Source organism: Microcoleus sp. AT8-A3, assembly GCF_036705675.1.
In the GTDB taxonomy this organism is placed as follows: domain Bacteria; phylum Cyanobacteriota; class Cyanobacteriia; order Cyanobacteriales; family Microcoleaceae; genus Microcoleus.
On the sequence record NZ_JAUBVD010000001.1, the window covers coordinates 319,973 to 338,391 of the forward strand.

Here is an 18,419-nt window from a genome sequence, read left to right on the forward strand (position 1 = left end):
TAAGCATTTGCTAAATTATTTTGAGTCATCGCCCAATCTTGGGGAAAATCGGCGCGGGTGTAAACTTCTAATGCCAAATCATAACAGGCGATCGCCTTTTCGAGATTCTCGGCTTTGTCTTCCCTGATTCTGTCACTGTAAGCATTTGCTAAATTATTTTGAGTCATCGCCCAATCTTGGGGAAAATCGGCGCGGGTGTAAACTTCTAATGCCAATTCATAACAGGCGATCGCCCTTTCGATATTCTCGGCTTTGTCTTCCCTGATTCTGTTTCTGTAAGCTTCTCCTAAATTATTTTGAGTCATCGCCCAATCTTGGGGAAAAGCGGCGCGGGTGTAAACTTCTAATGCCAAATCATAACAGGCGATCGCCTTTTCGATATTCTCGGCTTTGTCTTCCCTGATTCTGTCACGGTAAGCTTCTCCTAAATTATTTTGAGTCATCGCCCGTTGCGGGAATGCAGCGGGGTTAAAAACAAGAAGTTCTAAAGCAATTTCATAAAACTCAATCTCTCTTTCGATATTCTCCGCCCTGTCTCCCTTGATTCTGCTATAGTATACAAGGACTATTTGCCAAAAAAATTTGAATACTTTCCCAAATTTAGACATAAGTATCTCCCTTAAAAATTTGCATTCCCACTTCATAGCCTGCAATGGCAATTTCCATATTGCTGCTTTTGCTACCCAGTGGAAACTGTTGAATTAAGTTACTGAAGTTAAAAATAGGAATAATAATATTTATAGCTTCCTCTGACTCCATTTTTGCGAGAGTTTGAGTTGCCCACTCGCGCAAGTATTGGGCAAAACCATCGTCGATTAGTTCGAGATTGTTTTGCAGGATGGCGATTTGTTCGTCTTCCTGGGAGTTGAGGAGGGATTGGATTAGGGGGAGATAAATTTGTTTTTCGTTCATTGGAATACCCATGTTTGGATAATTGTACATTTTTTGTGGGGCAAAAACAAGGTATGGCACGACACGGATTTTGACACGGATACACGGATGGATTAGGGATTAATTGATTATGAGGCCCCCGGCGATTGGAAATCGCGGCTACACAAACAATGTCCGCCTACGCGGACGAAGAGGGTATCCGGGGATTAAAAATCACCGGGTGGAATCTTCAACCCGCGAAGGCGGGTTTCGTCTGTGTAGCCGCGGTTTCAACCGCCGGGTTTCTCAACGGCCGAGTTTCTTCCTAATTACCCAACCCTTCAAGCAACAAATTCCGGGCACTTTCCAACGCTTCCTGCAACTTACTCGCATCGCGTCCCCCAGCTTGCGCCAAATTCGGCCGCCCGCCGCCTTTTCCGCCGCAAATTTGAGCAATTCCCCCGATAAACTTGCCAGCTTGCAATCCTTTCTTATTGACTTCAGGACTAAAAGCTGCCACCAAACTTACCTTATCCGGTTCAGGAATTGAGGCCAAAACAACCGCAGCATTTCCTAACTTTTGCTGCAATCTTTCCGCCGCAGTTTTCAGCGCTTCTGTATCCACATCTCCCAATTGAGCTACAATGATTTTGAATTCGCCGATCGCCTCCGCCGCACTCAGCAACTGGTCGGATTTTGCGATCGCCAATTCCGACTTCACAGCAGCCAAATGTTTCTGAGTATCCTTCAACTCATTCTGCAAATTAGTAATCCGGTTCGGCAATTCTTCAGGTTTCGCCTTAAATCGATCGCCCAAATCGCGCACCACCTTATCCCGCACATTCAAATAGTCCAAAACAGCTTGACCGGAAACCGCTTCAATCCTGCGAGTTCCCGCCGCTACCCCCGCTTCCGAAACAATCTTAAACAGCCCGATTTCTGCGGTATTGCTGACGTGAGTTCCGCCGCACAATTCCATCGAAACGCCGGGAAAATCGATAACCCGCACCACGTCGCCGTACTTCTCGCCAAACATCGCAGTCGCGCCTTTTTCTCTCGCAAGGGCGATCGGCATTTCCGCAACTTCCGCAGCGTGGGCCTCAGCAATCCAACTATTAATTAAATCCTCAATTTTCTGCAACTCTTCTGCTGTGACAGCGCGCGGAGAATTGAAATCAAACCGCAATCTTTCTGACGATACCAGCGAACCAGCTTGCGAAATCGAATCGTCCACAATTTTCCGCAAAGCTGATTGTAATAAGTGAGTTGCTGTGTGGTTGGCCTGAATTCGGCGGCGACCGCTATTGTCAATTTTCGCAGTAATACTGTCGCCAACTTTCAGGGTTCCCCGTTCCACCAAGCCGAAATGCACGAAAAAATCTGACTCTTTCTTCACATCATCAACTCTCACCAACAAACCATCACCATTATCTCCGCTTTGCAAATAACCTTTATCCCCAATTTGTCCGCCGGATTCTGCATAAAATGGCGTTTTCTTCAAAACAACTTGTACCTCAGTACCGGCGGCTGCTTCCTCGACAGATTTGCCGTCAACTAAGATAACTTCCACCTCAGCTAAACTCGACAATTCAGCATAACCGACAAACTCAGTTCCTTGGATTGTTTCAGCCAACTTATCCAAAGAACCCTGCACGGTTAAATCGATGGTTTGGCGAGCATTTTTAGCGCGAGTTTGCTGTTCCTCCATCGCGGCTTCAAAGCCGTCCAAATCCACAGAAATTCCCTGTTCCTCAGCAATTTCTTGAGTCAGTTCTAAGGGGAAACCGTAGGTATCGTAAAGAGTGAAAGCATCTTGACCGCTGATTTGTTGGTTTGCTTGCTGTTTTGTGCGATCGACAATTTCCTCCAGCAGCTTCTCTCCGCGTTCCAAAGTCTTGAGAAACTGCGCCTCTTCCCTTGCCAATTCCGCCTTAATTTGAGCTTCCCGCCGCCGCACGTTCGGATAAGCTGCTTCCGAAAGGGCGATCGCACTTTCAGCTACCCGCACCGTAAATTCGCCCTGAATTCCAATCAGTCGCCCGTGGCGGACCACCCGGCGAATTAACCGGCGCAAAATGTAACCCCGACCCACATTCGACGCGCGAATTTCGTCCGCAATCATGTGCACCACAGCCCGAATGTGATCGCCAATTACTTTCAGCGAAATCTTGACTTTTTCATCGCTATTGTGGTAATCAATCCCGGCAATTTCTGCCGCCGATTGAATGATCGGAAAAATCAAATCTGTTTCGTAATTATTGGGGACTTTCTGGAGGATTTGCGCCATCCGTTCCAGTCCCAACCCAGTATCAATATTTTGATTTTGCAGCGGTGTTAAATTGCCCTCTGCATCCTTATTGTACTGCATGAAAACCAGGTTGTAGAATTCAATAAACCTGCTATCATCTTCGAGGTCAATATTGTCGCCTCTTTCTGGGTGGAAATCATAGTAAATCTCCGAACACGGGCCGCAGGGGCCTGTCGGGCCGGATTGCCAGAAATTGTCATCTTCTCCCATGCGCTGAATCCGATCGCCCGGAATGCCAATTTCATCGCGCCAAATCGCAAAAGCTTCGTCATCTTCTCGGAAAACGCTAACAACCAAATTGGACGCTGGTAAACCGAAAACTTCCGTGGAAAGTTCCCACGCCCAGGCGATCGCCTGTTTCTTGAAATAATCCCCGAAACTGAAGTTACCCAACATCTCAAAAAACGTGTGGTGGCGGGCGGTGCGGCCGACGTTTTCGATGTCGTTGGTGCGGATGCACTTTTGAGAAGTCGTGGCGCGCGGTGATTCGGGGGTGCGCTGTCCGAGAAATATCGGCTTGAATTGTAGCATTCCGGCGATCGTCAGCAACACTGTCGGATCTTCGGGCACCAAAGAAGCACTCGGCAATATCTTATGTCCCCGCTGGGCATAAAAGTCGAGGAATGTTTGGCGGATTTGGCTACCACTGAGAAACTTAGGAGAAATAGTCATGACAAGAACTGTTAAGAATGTAAAGATGTAGCAACAATAGAATTTATAGGACTTTTGCACGGGTGTCCAGAAACCGGGTTTTTCAACCAAAATACTTGCTTAAAATCCTCAATCTCGGTGAAAAAACCCGGTTTCTTTGTGGGCGAGTGCGTGAGTGCTAACTTACATCTATTTGGATATTCATATCATTATACTTAGTAATGTAAAGACCTATCAAGTTTTGCAAATAGTGCTTTACTCCTCGGAAAGCTCATGCTAACTTAATAATAGACACCGGGACAGGAAGAGAAAGGAGGTCGCTATATTTAGAAAGAAAGTTCGAGGATATAGACATGGTGTCTCCGGTCTAGATTCCCAGGCGCAGCAGAAATTAACCGAACACAACTTGAAATAGTGGCGAACTGCCGATCGAGCAGTCAAGCCAAACCGCAGTCGAGTCAGACGTAGTTGTAGTTGCGGATTAACAGTAAAGCTGCACAAGTTGTAAACCCTAGTAAGTAAAAGTTCTCCACCGGAAACACATCTCGTTTGTTAGAAAAAACAAAGCTCTCATATTATTGGGTCCGATCGCTGTCGATCGGGCCCTATGAATTTTTATAGGGCGATCGCAGGAGAAGAGGATTCGAGGGGGAGAGCTCGGCCGAGTTCGACTTTATAAGGAATGAGAATTAAATAACTTACAATGCGTGATGGTTCTTGTGGGATGGGCGTCCCGCCCGTCCAGAAAGGGCGGGCTATAAGCCCAACCCCTACTCCCCAAAAACTTGTGTAAATTATTTAATTCGCGCTCCTAAGTGCTTTCTGCTCAAAGGCAGCATCCCTCCGAGCCGATCGGCGATCGATCGGTGCAGGTTTTGAGTTATATATTATATATAATGGCACGTGGAGCGCGCCCGCCTGCTTTTTGCCGGGACTCCACCGCTGTCGTATGAGGCACTGTCAAGATGGGATATGATTGAGGATGTCAGTCAAGACATTAAAACCTACCCGCTGTGCTGTATAGCAGCAAAATCAACGCTTCTATGAGCTTGCTGCAAGCCAAGGATAGCCAACCGCCATTTTTGGTGACAAGACCAGGCTCAAAAATTTGAATCTCAGGATATTTAGAGTCAAGACTCTAAAAAATCCCATCCCCGACGCAGGGGTGAGAGTTCAAACAATAAAAGCCCGCCCACTCAAAAAAGCTAGTGCCACCAACAACGGTAGTAAATCACTAGCACAGTTCTTAAACTCACCATCTCCGGAGATTCCAGGTATTATGGCCGAAATAACTAAAGAAGAAATGCGCGAACGGCTGGGAAATATCGACCAGATTCGCGATATAATTTTCGGAGCGCAGCTTAGAGAATACGATAATCGCTTCGATAAAATAGATTCCGACTTGTCGATGATGCAGCAAGATATGCAAACTCGCATCGAACAAGTAAAAACAGTTCTTTCAGGAGAAATGAGGGCTGCAGTTGATTCGCTAGAAAAGAAAGTTAAATCGCTCACCTCAAACACCCAAGAAGAAAGCGCAGACATCCGCCAGCAAGTCGATCGCATTAACCGCAAATTCTCCAGCAGCATGGAAGCCCTCGACGAGGCTATAGACAATCAAACCAGTTCGCTGCGTGACGAACTCTCCCAAACCAGAGAGCGACTATCTGAAGAAACCCGCACTTTGAAAACACAGGTTTTTGAAGAACTCGATCGTCGCTTTTCTATGCTCAGAGATGTTAAAGTTTCTAGAGACGACATGGCAGAAATTCTGTTTGAACTCGGCATGAGGCTCAAAGGAACAGAATTTGTCCCCGAACTTAAAGGCGTTGCGGATAATAAGTTAAATACCGAGTTTCTGTTGCCGGAGCGCCACCATAACGGATAATAACGCATGGCTTTACCGAAAGAAAATCCGGCTGACGAAAATGAGTTAGAGGGTTTTGTTTCTCAACCTGACGAGTCTGCTTCCCATGCAGCAACCCAGCTAGAACCCTTGCTGAATCTGTTAGTCGATCTCAAAATTATTGCAGGCTCCAACCAGCAAAATGCAGAGCCCGAAGATGACAGCAGCGACAAAAATAATCAAGCTGGGGCCCTCGGCGGGTTGATGGATTTGTTGGGTATTTCTGAGCAAGCGCCAGAGGAAGTTGCAGCGAGTGTACCCGAAACTGGATCTCACCAACCGGAGTCTGGCGATTCGTGGGATGTTAAAGATGAGTTCAAAAGTTTGCTATTCGCTACTCAAAAACTCAACACTTCAGAACTGGAAAAAGACTATTCCTCAGCTAAAACTATAGATGTTTCCGCGATCGCCCAGCCGGATTTGGAGGAGGAATCACAGCCTGTCGAAGCATTGTCTAACTTGACAATAAAAGATTCTCTACATTACGTAGAGGCTCAAAAATCCCAGGGGTTCCATCCGCAACAAGATGTTTCCGCAACCGATTCCGAGTCAAAATCCTCGGAAATTTCCCATAATCCCATATTTTCCAAAGTCTCAGATCCACCATCAACTGCATATTTAGATCCGGTGGTTGCTTCTTCGCTTCAATCGATGCCAAACTTGGTAGAACAGCCGACAACGAGATCGCAGCCAGCAGAAATATTAGGTCAAATTAAACAGGATTTAAATGAAGCAGACAGCGCGATGGAAACGCTGCAAAATCTGATTTTTGGCTCAAAAATATCAGATATCGAGCAAGTCAAAAATCTGCTGGCAGAAAACGATTTGCCGGGTGTGCGCCACCTGATGGCAACAATCGACGATAAATTAGGAAAATTGGAGCACCAAATCTACGATCCCCAAGAGTTGATTGAGTTGATGTTACCTTGGATCGCAGAAATTCTCAGTCGCAAAGTCGCCGATTCCAGGGAAGAAGTTGTTAAGGCGATCGTGCCGATTATTGACGAAGTGATTAGGGCAAAAACTGTCGAAAACAAGTCGGCAATGAGTGCGGCAATAGCTGAGCTGCTTCCCGACGCACTTGCTCAACAAATAGTTAATTCGCCAGCGGATATTGCTAAGGCGATCGCCCCAGAAATTGGTCTGGCAATTAAAGAGCAAATTCGCCTTGACCAAGAGTCGATCGCTCAAGCCCTCGCCCCGGAAATGGGCAAAGCGATTACAGCCCAAATTGAACTCGAACGCGACGCAATGGTGGATGCCCTCTATCCCGTAATTGGCAATACTATTTCCCGATACATGGCAGAAGCTATCAAGACAATCAATGAAAAAGTGTCAAACGCCCTCAGCGTTGAAGGAGTTCAGCGCAAAATTAGATCCAAAGTACAAGGAGTCTCCGAAGCCGAATTAATCCTCAAAGAATCAATACCCTTTACCGTCCAAGCAGCATTCTTAATTCATAAAGCATCAGGCTTGATAATTTCCGAATTTCAAAACTCAGAAAGCTACCAGTTAGAATCAGAAATGGTAGCAGGAATGCTCACCGCTATTCGCAGCTTTGTTAACGAGTGCATCGTGCAGCCCGGAGAAGTTTCCGAACTAAATCAAATTGAATACGGCGACTCAAAAATTATGCTCGAAGTAGCGGGATATTGCTACATGGCAGTCGTGATTAAAGGAGAACCGCCACAGTCTTTCATCAACAAACTGCGGCAAACAGTTAGTAATCTCATCCTTAATTATGCTAAAGTAATTCACGAGTTTAACGGCGACCCCGGTACTATACCGGATTCGCTGCACCCCTGTATAAAAAGTTTATTCGACCCGCTGCAAAGGGAAAAATCAACAAAACCCCCGATCGCCCTAGCGGCTATCAGTTTAGCCGCCCTGAGCTTAATCTTAGTACCTTGGGGAATTTCTCAGTATCGCAGCAACATTTACCGTCGCCTCGAAGCAAATGCCATCGCAGCTTTAGCATCCACTCCCCAATTAGCAGTTTACCGCTTAGATGTTACAGTTGATGGCAAAACTTTAAAGCTAACCGGAAAGTTGCCAAATCAAGAATTGCGGGCACAAGCTGCAAAAATAGCCGCATCAACTGCACCGAAATTGCAATTAGATAATAGAATTCTAGCTGTAGATGTCCCCCCAGATCCAGTTTTGACGGCGGCTGAGGTACAGCGGATTACCGCAGTTTTGAATCAGAAAGAGGGCCTTTCTATTTCTACGCGGTATGGCGATCGTAAAGTGACAGTAGAGGGTAGCGTTAGAGATGGTGCAGACGCACAGAAAATAGCTCAGTCCCTGAAGCAAATTCCCGGTGTTCAATCGGTGATTAGCACAATTAAATTAGAGCCGCTGAAAATTACAAGCCGCATTTACTTCCAGCCAGGAACGGCAAAATTAGACCCTACATACGGAGAAATCATCGCCAGTGTCAAAAATTTCATGGATCAATATCCTCAAAAACATATTAAGATAATTGGGCACAGCGATCGAACTGGGGAACTTGCCACAAATCAACGGTTGTCACTCCAGCGTGCCACAGCAGTGCAAGAGGCTTTAGTGCGGCAAGGTGCTGACCCCAAGCGCCTTGTCGCGATTGGCAGCCCACATCCTCCTTCCGGCTTGGAACCCAATCAACCGCTACTTTTAAGCAGATGTGTGCTATTTGAACCAATAACTAAGACCATAAACAGCAACTAATTATGTCAGTTACTATATCTAAAAAAATGTGCATGATTGGGGATTTCGGCGTGGGTAAAACTAGCCTAATCCGCCGTTTTGTCGATCGGCAATTCAGCGACCAATACCTCTCCACAGTAGGAGTAAAAATTTCCAGCAAAATCGTAGAATTAGAAGGGATAAAACAGCGGGAAAACGTCACTGCAAAGTTGCTGATTTGGGACTTAGAAGGGCATACAAAATTCAAAGGAATAGCACCGACTTACTTGCAGGGAGCTAGCGGCGTTTTAATCGTTGCCGATGTCAGCCGCTCCGAAACAGTTGAGCGAATCTCCGAACACATTCAGCTTTTTTCTTCAGTCAATCCTAAAGGGTCAATTATCGTCGCTTTGAACAAAGTAGACTTGATTGACGAGGAAAAATTGGCGCTGCTAGTGGAAATGTCCCATTCGATAAGTCAAGACAAAGTAATAGGAGTTTACACAACATCTGCTAAAACAGGCAAAGACGTTGACGAAATTTTCTACAAACTAGCTTACACAATGGTAGAACAAGTATGAACCTCCTGTTAAGAAAGCTGTTAGGCCCGCGACAAACACAGTATTTTCTAGTAAATCACCATTTCATCATTCAGGAAACCTCCGCCGAAGTGCAGCATTATGCTGATATTCCGGACCAGGCTATACCCGGTGCAGATGCTCGCCTGAGTTTTCCCGAACTGATTGGCATTGAAAATATCCTCATGTCCATCATTATGGGACGGCTGCCCGGTTTTGAAGTCAAAGGTATCGCTCGGTTTGCCGACCCAAACCGCCCTTTATACTTTGATATGTTGGCTATCAAATATGAAGAAGAACAAGAAGATGTCCCAAGTAAATTGCTAATTTTGATTGAAGATACCACCGAAAAGATGGTCATGAAGCAATCGTTGATTCAGAGGGCGAATGAAGCTAATCTTTTGGTTAGTGCCTTAGCCGCTTCTAAAGATTATATAGATAAAGTTATTCGTTCGATGGGTGATGCTTTGTTGGTGACAACAACATTAGGAAATATCAAAAAAATCAATCAATCTGCCCAATGGTTATTTGGGTATAACGAAGCAGAATTAATCGGCAACCCCCTGTCCATAATAGTAGTCGAAGAAACATTAATTTACCAAGCTCGCCACCGATATATTTTGTCTCAAAAAGAGCTACGTAGAGAACTAGAAATAGTCTGCACTACTAAAGCAGGAGAAAAAATTTGGGTAGAATTTTCCTGTTCGGCAGTTCAGACAGAATTAGAGGGACTTTACGATTTCATTTATATAGGTAGGGACATCACAGAACGCAAACAACAAGAAATAGAAATTCGCCGCTCTTTGGCAAAAGAGCAAGAACTCAGACAGGTAAAATCTCGTTTTTTCTCGATGATTGCTCACGAATTTGGCAATCCTTTAAGTACAGTATTATTTGCTACTAAAATCCTCCAAGACTACGGCGACGATATCACCCACGCGGAAAAACAACAATACCTGCAACACGTTAAATCAGCATCTCAACAAATGGCTCAGCTATTAGATGACGTGCGGTTGCTCAGCAGCGCCGAAGCAGGAAAACTCGAATTCTATCCCGCACCAGTTGACTTAAAAAAATTTTGCAGCGAGTTAGTAGAATTCATTAAAATTAGTTATGGGAAAAATCATACAATTAACTTTATTTATCAAGAATTAGTTACGCCAGCGAAAAAAGATGATACCAACTTACAGGAAACGGAACAGTTGCCCGCACTAGATCCCAAATTGCTGCGACACATCTTGACAAATTTGCTGTCAAATGCAGTCAAATATTCGCCCCTCGACAGCAATATTTATTTTGAATTAAATTGTCAGAATAATGAAGAAGCCACATTTAAAATTAAAGACGCAGGCATTGGCATTCCTCTCGAAGACCAAGAACAACTCTTTGAATCTTATTATCGAGCCAAAAATGTCGAAAAAATACCCGGTACAGGACTGGGTTTATCCATAGTCAAGCAGTGTGTAGATTTGCATGGAGGTCAAATCGAGTTTTCCAGCGAGATAGGGCTAGGCACTACCTTTTTAGTCAGAATTCCATTTAATAAACAGAGATAAATAGATTGATTTTAGATAATTCAATCCCTAGGGCGCATTCAATAAGAAAAATCTCACATGAAAACCTTGTTAAAAAAACTGTTAGTTCCCCACCACTTGGAGTACCTAGCACTGGATAAAAACTTTTTTATCCAAGAAATCTCTCTACAAGTGCAGCAGTTTGCCGACTGTCCCGAGGAAGTAGTCGCCGGCAACGATGTTCGCATTCCCTTTCCCGAATTAGTGGGAACTGAAGAAATTTTAATCGATATTTTTGAAAAACGTTTGCCAAATTTTGAATTAAAAGCGATGACGCGACTATTAGAAAATGGTTCGCGGCTTTATTTTGATATGTATATCGTGGAGTTTAGCAATGACGAAAATTATCAGAGATTAATTATATTTTTTCAAGACGTAAGCGACAGGATGGCTTTAGAACAAACTCTAGTGCAAGCTACCAATGAAATGGATATTTTATTGAGTACCTTAGCCGCTACTAATAATTATGTTGAAAAAATTATTACTTCAATGGCCGAAGTTTTATTGGTAACAACAGCATCGGGAAAGATTAAAAAAGTCAATCAAGCGGCTCAAGATTTGTTCGGTTACAGCGAATCAGAATTAGTAGGCCAGCAAATAGACGCTCTTGCTGCTTTTGGCTCCTCTTTGCAAGCAGTTAGCCCAGATGAGCCTCAACAATCGCAAACTAATGCCGAAGTAATTTGCACGGCAAAAACCGGAGAAAAACTAACAGTTTCGTTTTCCTGTACGGCTATTTCGACTGACATTCAAGGCATTTCTAGTTCTTTGCCCACCCTTCAAGATTTCGTGTACATCGGCCGCGATGTCACAGATAAACAGCGCGCCCGCAAGCGACAAATAACTCAGTACATCGCTACTCGCATCCTGTCGGCATCCGAAACAATCAAAAAAGCTATAGCAGCAATTCTCCCTGTAATTTGCGACAGCTTGGGATGGGATACCGTCGAACTTTGGATGCCAGAATCCGGGGAAAAACTGCTGTCAGAAACTAAGAGAATAACTGCGGTTTCCGCTCCCAATTTGCTTCGCTGTGTCGCCAGTTGGACAAAACGCTCACTTTCGATCCCCAAATTTGCAGAATTTACCGAACAAATGACCTGTGCATTTGGCGAAGGATTGCCCGGTTTCGTTTGGGCTAGCGGTTCAGCTCAGTGGATTGCAGATGTCACAAAAAGTGACAGTTGTCTGCGCCGAGAAATCGCTGCTGAAGAAGGGCTGCACGGAGCTTTTGGTTTCCCAATTTTGGGTGGCTACGAGGCGGAACAATCGGCCCGGTCTGTTTTGGGCGTGATGATTTTATTCAGCAGGGAAGTGCAGTGTTTTGATGAAGAATTGCTCCAAACCATGGCAACAATCGGTAGCCAAATTGGTCAATTCATTAAGCGCAAGCAAGCTGAAATAGCTTTGCGGGAAAGCGAAGAACAACTGCGAGACTTATTTGAAAATGCTACTGACTTAATTCAAAGTATAGGAGCGGACGGTCATTTTTTGTATGTAAATCGGGCTTGGCGGGAAACTCTGGGCTACACCGAAGCAGAAATTGCTCAAATGACTGTTTTTGATATCATTCATCCGAACAGCTCGCCTGAGTCTCTGGATATATTCTATAAAGCTATTACCAAAAAAACGGTCAATGAAAATACATTGTATCCTGACTCTATTCAAACAATATTTATTACTAAAAATCACGAACAAATTTTGCTAGAAGGCAGCATAAGCTGTAAATTTGCGGAAGGTTCGCTAGTAGCGATTCGCGCTATTTTGCGAGACATTACTGCTCGAAAAATGGCCGAAGACGCCCTAGCAAAATCTGTATCCCTGCTGCAAGCAACTTTTGATTCTACTGCTGACGGTATTTTAGCTACTGACAGGAGCGGAAAAATAGTCACTTTCAATCGAGAATTTGTGGAAATGTGGGGCCTACCTAACGAAGTGATGGCACTCCGAAATGACGCCACAACGATCGCCTTTTTCCTGAATCAACTCAAAGACGCCCAAACATTTCAAGAGAGAATAGAATCGCTTTACGATCAGCCAGAAGCCGAAAGTTACGACTTGTTGGAATTTCAGGACGGCAGATTTTTTGAACGCTATTCGCAACCGCAGCGGTTGGGAGATAAAATTATCGGCCGAGTCTGGAGTTACCATGACATTACGGAACGCAAGCAAGCAGAAGATGCCCTGCGGGAAGAACAAGAAAAATCAGAAAAGCTGCTGTTAAATATCTTGCCCAAGGCAATAGCAGAACGCCTCAAGCAAAACGAAACTACTATTGCCGAATACTTTCCAGAAGTGACTGTTTTGTTCGCTGACATTGTGGGGTTTACTGCTTTGTCTGCCGTCATGAATCCGATCGAACTGGTGGATCTTCTGAATCAGATTTTTTCAGGATTTGACCTTTTGTGCGAACGGCATGGGTTAGAGAAAATCAAGACCATCGGCGACGCATACATGGCGGTTGGAGGGCTCCCTGAACCCAGGGCAGACCACGCAGAGGCGATCGCCCAAATGGCGCTAGATATGCAAGCAGAAATAGCCCGATTTAATGCTAGCCATAATAAATATTTTAGCATCCGCATCGGCATTCACAGCGGCCCGGTTGTGGCTGGAGTAATTGGCATAAAAAAGTTTATTTACGATTTGTGGGGCGACACAGTAAATATTGCTTCCCGCATGGAATCTCACGGTTTGCCTTGGCGGATTCAAGTGAGCGAAACTACTTATAAGTTATTGGAACACAAATATGTATTTCAGGAGCGGGGAACTATTGAAGTTAAGGGCAAAGGGGCAATGAAAACTTATCTGCTCCTTGGCCGAATATAAGGCAGGTCATCGGTCATCAGTCATCAGTCATCTGGCTGATGACTACAAGTGTTGCTAAAGTTAATTAACAATACTTTTTCACCAAGACTAATGGAACTTGCTAATTTGTCGGTCAATTTACGATCGCCCGACGAAGCTGTCGATCGCCATCCTGTGATGGTTGGGCCCTCAACTTCGCTCCCAGAGGCGATCGCCCTGATGCGTCGGACGAACAACCATTGCCCACTGCCTAATTCACCTGCATTTCCCGACTCAAACGAAACTGTAAAAGCATTTATTAGTTGCGTCTTAGTTGTCGATAAAAATCAGCTAGTCGGACTGCTAAGCCCGGAAGATGTGCTCAACTTAGCTGCGACCGAATATGGATGGCAAGGCATGAAAGTTGCCGACGCAATGACGCGGAATTTAATTGTTTTAAAAGAATCAGAATTTACAGATATTACTACCGCATTCAAGCTATTTTGTCAATACTCGATTGATTGCTTGCCAATTGTAGATGAACTGGGTCAGCCAGTAGGTTTAATCAGTGAAAAAAGTATTCGTCCAGCAATGTATAGCTGGAGCGAGGCACTGCACCAAGAAGTGGCAAAACTCCAGGAACAATGCGAACTGTTAGAGGGCAATTGTGAACTAGAAAAAGTCAGCGATCGCCAAAATGCCGAAAATACCCTGCGGCAGAGCGAGGCGCGCTACCTGGCGATTGTGGAAGACCAAACCGAACTGATTTGCAGCTACCTCCCAGACGGTAAAATAACTTTTGTCAATCAAGCTTATTGCCGTTATTTCGGCGTGCAGCCGATCGACTTACTAGGCAAATGCTTCATGTCGCTGCTGCCAGAAGCAGACCGAGAATTTTTTCAACAGCAATATACTTCTGTGTCTCCCGACAACCCTATTTTTACCTGCGAGCACCAAGTAATTTTGCCGAGCGGGGAAATTCGCTGGCACCAGTGGATCGATCGGGCTATATTTGACGAGAGCGGACAAATCGTCGAGTATCAAGCTGCAGGCAGGGATGTCACGGATCGCAAACAAGCAGAAATCGCTTTGCAGCAGCTCAATGCAGAGTTAGAACTGAGAGTGCAGCAGCGGACACAATGGTACGAACTGGCAGTATCGGCCGGCAAAGTGGGGGTTTGGGACTGGAATTTGCAAACCGATGAAATCTACATTGCTCCCTCTTTGAAAGCTTTGTTGGGCTATCAAGACACAGAGATTCCTAACCGCATGGAAAATTGGGCATCTCACGTTCATCCCGACGATCGAGTTGCCGTCGCCCAAGCAGTAAATGCTTATTTAGAAGGTTTGACAGAAATTTATGAAGTAGAACACCGGATGGTGCGTAAAGACGGCAGCACCTGCTGGATACTAGCCCGCGGCAGCGCGATTCGATCGGCTTCTGGCAGGGCTTTCCGCCTGACTGGCACTGACACTGACATTACCGATCGCAAATTGACCGAAGAAAAACTCCAAAACTCCGAAGCCGAACTGCTGGCGCTGTTTAACGCCATGACGGATATCGTCCTGGTTTTCGACGCAAGCGGCCGCTACCTCAAAATCGCCCCCACGGCTCCCGAACTGCTGTATAAACCGGCTCCTGAAGTGCTGGGGAAAACCCTCGCCGAAATCTTCCCAGAAGCGGAAGCTAATTTTGCCCTAGCCCACATTCGCCAAACATTGGCATCTGGGCAAACCCACAGAGTTGAATACAGCATGGAAATTGGCTGCAAGTTATTTTGGTTTGATGCCAGTATTTCGCCCCTGGAGCTCGATCGGGTGATGTGGGTAGCCCGAGACATTACCGCTCGCAAACACGCAGAAGCTGCACTGCAAAAGAGCGAGGAAAAGTTTCGCAACTTATTTGACGATGCTCCGATCGCGCTTGGTTTGGCAAGCGTGCGCGACTTCCGCACGATCAAAGTGAATGAAGCTCACCGCCAGATGTTGGGCTACAGCGATTCGGAGTTGGCTAGCACGACTTTTAGTGAACTCACGCATCCAGAAGATTTACACGCAGATGTAGAGGAAGTCAAGCAGTTGATCTGTGGCAAGATTTCTCGCTTCCAAAGGGAAAAACGCTTGATTAAGAAGAATGGCGAGCTGATGTGGGCAAACTTGACGGTGACGCTGATCCGCGATCGCGAGGGCATTCCTCTCTACAGCATGGGGGCGATCGAAGATATCAGTTATCGTAAGCGAGCAGAAATGGAATTTCAGCAGTTAAAAGAACGCCTGCAATTTTTACTGGGTTCTAATCCGGCGGTAATTTTTACAGCCGCACCGATGGGGGACTTTTGTACTACTTACATCAGCGACAACGTTCAGACAATCGTTGGCTACGACCCCCAAGAATTGTTAGCAGATTGTAAATTTTGGTCGAGCCGGATTCATCCTGAAGATCGGCCACAATTTTTAGTAAATTTTTCGGATTTGTCTGAGGAAAAAAATTGCATTTGCGAGTATCGTTTTCTACACCAAGACGGAAGTTACCGCTGGCTAAGGACGGAACTCAAACTATTGGTTGATAGCAGAGGTGTTCCGATCGAAATTATTGGTTATGCCGCGGATATCAGCAATTCTAAATATGCCGAACTCGCTAGGGGGCAGCAGTTCGAGCAAGAAAGGCTTGTGGAGGCGATCGCCCGTCGTGTGCGCCAGTCTTTGCAATTAGAGGAAATTCTCAACACTACCGTTGCCGAACTCCAGCAAGTATTATTAGCCGATCGAGTTTTGGTTTATCAACTTTTACCCGAAAATGGCGGGCGAGTCATTGCTGAAGCCGTTGCAGAAGGATGCAGCCAACTGGTGGATAAATGTTTTGGCGAAGAGGTTTTTCCGGCCCAAAGTTCTCAGCTTTATTTGCAAGGGCGAATTTGTGCGATCTCCCAACTAGATGATCCCTCCCTTACACCTTGTATGGCCCAGTTTATGAAACAGATTCAAGTTAGGGCCAAGTTAGTAGTGCCGATTATTCAGCACAGCCAAATTTGGGGATTGCTAATAGCCCACCAATGCGATCGCCCTCGTGAGTGGCAAGAATCGGAAATCAATTTATTTCAGCAGTTGGTAAATCAATTGGCGATCGCGATTCAGCAATCTCTACTTTACCAGCAACTGCAAGCTGAACTGAGCGATCGCAAACAAGCAGAAGCAAATTTGAAAAACTCCCTCAGAGAAAAAGAAATTTTGCTCAAAGAAATTCACCACCGCGTCAAAAACAACCTCTGTGTAGTTGCCAGTCTGTTAGAATTGCAATCGAACACAGTTGCCGACCCCCAAGTCAGCAAAATGTTTGAAGAAAGTCAGAATCGCCTTTATTCTATGGCTCTGATTCACGAAAAACTGTACCGTTCGACTAACCTAGCGCAAATTAATTTTGGCGAATATCTCGAAGACTTGGTAAGTAACTTGTTTCACTCTTACAATATTAGCAACAACCGAATTCAGTTGCAGGTATTAGCTGAGCCAATATCCCTAAATCTTGAAACTGCTACTCCCTGCGGTTTAATTGCCAATGAATTGGTTTCAAATACGCTGAAACACGCTTTTCCTGATGGCACAACAGGTACAGTTAGTGTAGAATGCTATCAAACGGGCGATCGAGAAATCAACCTTTTAGTTAAGGACAACGGCATTGGCTTTCCTCAAAACTTAGATTTTCGGAAAACTCACTCGATGGGGTTTCAAGTTGTCTGCACTTTAACCGAGCAGTTAGAAGGAACAATCGAAATATCCAGAGAAGTTGGTACATCCTTTCACTTAAAATTTAACGAGTTAAACTACTTTCAAAGATTGTAACAATATGAGCTTGGTCGAAAAACCAATTAAGATTTTGATTGTCGAAGACGAACTGTTAATTGCTAAAAACTTATCCCCTAAATTAGAAAAATTGGGATATCAAATTGCCGATATCGTTTCTTCTGGAGCGGATGCCATCCAGCGCGCCCGCGAACTAAGACCAGATTTAATTTTAATGGACATAGTTATCAAAGGCGACATTGACGGCATAGAAACAGCAGCAATAATTAATCAAGAATTAGATATACCAATTATCTATACAACTGCCTATGCTGACGACGAAACTTTGCAGCGAGCCGAAAATACGGGTTCTTACGGCTACCTGCTCAAACCTTTTAAAGAAAGAGAAATGCACGCCACTATCAAGATAGCACTGAGCAAACATCAAGAAGCAGTGAGTTTGAAAAATTTAATGGCGTTAGCAGCAGAAAAAAGCGAAAATAGAGCCCGCTTTATTTCAATGGCTTACCACGATTTAAGCACTCCTTTAACTACCATACAATTATCGGCGGAAATGCTAGAAGATAGCGACTTGCAGAGAAGCGCCGGAACCACCCATAAAAATGTCGATCGCATAAAAAAAGCCGTCAGTAATATGAGTGGGTTGCTGGAAGATATTTTAATGCTTAGCAAAGCCGAATCAGGCAAAATTTCCTTAAATTTAAATCCGATTAATGCGACGGATTTATGCAATTCTATTTTAGAAGAACTGCAACCTATCGTCACCGACAAACACCTAATACATTTCCGCAGTCACACAAATCCGCTGCACGCCAATCTTGACGCCAAACTACTGCACCACCTTCTGACTAATTTGCTTTCCAACGCCATTAAATATTCTCCAAACGGTGGCAATGTCAGTTTAGAGTTAAGCTGCGAAAACCAACAAATAATTTTGTGCGTTCGAGATGAGGGAATTGGGATGACAGCGGAATATCAAGAAAAACTATTTCAGCAGTTTGAACGGGGTGCTAATGTAGGCAACATTAAAGGATCGGGTTTGGGACTCTGCATTGTCAAACACATAGTTGACCTGCACGGCGGTACAATAAGTGTGGAAAGTGCGATCGGCAAAGGTACTACATTTATTGTCGCCCTGCCTTTTTTAGTTAGTAGTCAGTAGTCCGTAGTCAGTCGTCAGTAGTCATTAGTCATGTCCGGTAAAATAAGCACAATACTTGTAGGGGCGGGTTTCACCAACAATCTATCATCCAGACTAACAATCTACATAAACCCGCCCCCAC

General features: G+C 44.9%; 10 protein-coding genes. 7 read left to right on the forward strand and 3 right to left on the reverse strand.

The features are described 5' to 3' along the window. The 3 genes from QUB51_RS01385 to alaS all read right to left on the reverse strand — a co-directional run. A partial coding sequence (locus QUB51_RS01385) for a tetratricopeptide repeat protein (RefSeq protein WP_333259515.1) occupies nucleotides 1-608 on the reverse strand: 608 nt, incomplete at its 3' end. Then, nucleotides 601-912, reverse strand: coding sequence for a hypothetical protein (locus tag QUB51_RS01390; RefSeq protein WP_333259511.1), 312 nt, complete (start codon nucleotides 910-912; stop codon nucleotides 601-603). The genes QUB51_RS01385 and QUB51_RS01390, both read right to left, overlap by 8 nt. A gap of 283 nt (nucleotides 913-1,195) precedes the next feature. Continuing rightward, nucleotides 1,196-3,850, reverse strand: coding sequence for an alanine--tRNA ligase (alaS, locus tag QUB51_RS01395; RefSeq protein ID WP_333259508.1), 2,655 nt, complete (start codon nucleotides 3,848-3,850; stop codon nucleotides 1,196-1,198). Nucleotides 3,851-5,108: 1,258 nt separating this feature from the next. On the opposite strand from alaS, the gene QUB51_RS01400 reads away from it, so the two are divergent. From QUB51_RS01400 to QUB51_RS01430, 7 genes are all read left to right on the forward strand, one after another. Further along, entirely contained in the window at nucleotides 5,109-5,717 is a 609-nt protein-coding gene (locus QUB51_RS01400; RefSeq protein ID WP_333054328.1) for a hypothetical protein, read from the forward strand. Between the two features lie 6 nt (nucleotides 5,718-5,723). Beyond that, entirely contained in the window at nucleotides 5,724-8,441 is a 2,718-nt protein-coding gene (locus QUB51_RS01405; RefSeq protein ID WP_333259505.1) for an OmpA family protein, read from the forward strand. 2 nt (nucleotides 8,442-8,443) lie between these two features. Beyond that, entirely contained in the window at nucleotides 8,444-8,980 is a 537-nt protein-coding gene (locus QUB51_RS01410; protein ID WP_333054326.1) for a Rab family GTPase, read from the forward strand. Further along, a complete protein-coding gene (locus tag QUB51_RS01415; protein WP_333232921.1) occupies nucleotides 8,977-10,533 on the forward strand; it encodes a PAS domain-containing sensor histidine kinase in 1,557 nt (518 codons plus the stop codon). Before QUB51_RS01410 ends, QUB51_RS01415 begins: the two co-directional genes overlap by 4 nt. A gap of 57 nt (nucleotides 10,534-10,590) precedes the next feature. After that, entirely contained in the window at nucleotides 10,591-13,377 is a 2,787-nt protein-coding gene (locus QUB51_RS01420; protein WP_333054324.1) for an adenylate/guanylate cyclase domain-containing protein, read from the forward strand. Between the two features lie 90 nt (nucleotides 13,378-13,467). After that, nucleotides 13,468-17,175, forward strand: a complete 3,708-nt coding sequence (locus QUB51_RS01425; RefSeq protein WP_333259501.1) for a PAS domain S-box protein — start codon at nucleotides 13,468-13,470, stop codon at nucleotides 17,173-17,175. Nucleotides 17,176-17,179: 4 nt separating this feature from the next. Next, nucleotides 17,180-18,298 carry an ATP-binding protein gene (locus tag QUB51_RS01430; protein WP_333207932.1) on the forward strand — a complete coding sequence of 373 codons (1,119 nt, stop codon included), beginning with the start codon at nucleotides 17,180-17,182 and terminating at the stop codon, nucleotides 18,296-18,298. Nucleotides 18,299-18,419: the final 121 nt, after the last annotated feature.

Coding starts and splice junctions, on each gene's coding strand:
- QUB51_RS01390 (WP_333259511.1), bottom strand. CDS start 912: ATGAACGAAAAACAAATTTATCTCCCCCTAATCCAATCCCTCCTCAAC.
- alaS (WP_333259508.1), bottom strand. CDS start 3,850: ATGACTATTTCTCCTAAGTTTCTCAGTGGTAGCCAAATCCGCCAAACA.
- QUB51_RS01400 (WP_333054328.1), top strand. CDS start 5,109: ATGGCCGAAATAACTAAAGAAGAAATGCGCGAACGGCTGGGAAATATC.
- QUB51_RS01405 (WP_333259505.1), top strand. CDS start 5,724: ATGGCTTTACCGAAAGAAAATCCGGCTGACGAAAATGAGTTAGAGGGT.
- QUB51_RS01410 (WP_333054326.1), top strand. CDS start 8,444: ATGTCAGTTACTATATCTAAAAAAATGTGCATGATTGGGGATTTCGGC.
- QUB51_RS01415 (WP_333232921.1), top strand. CDS start 8,977: ATGAACCTCCTGTTAAGAAAGCTGTTAGGCCCGCGACAAACACAGTAT.
- QUB51_RS01420 (WP_333054324.1), top strand. CDS start 10,591: ATGAAAACCTTGTTAAAAAAACTGTTAGTTCCCCACCACTTGGAGTAC.
- QUB51_RS01425 (WP_333259501.1), top strand. CDS start 13,468: ATGGAACTTGCTAATTTGTCGGTCAATTTACGATCGCCCGACGAAGCT.
- QUB51_RS01430 (WP_333207932.1), top strand. CDS start 17,180: ATGAGCTTGGTCGAAAAACCAATTAAGATTTTGATTGTCGAAGACGAA.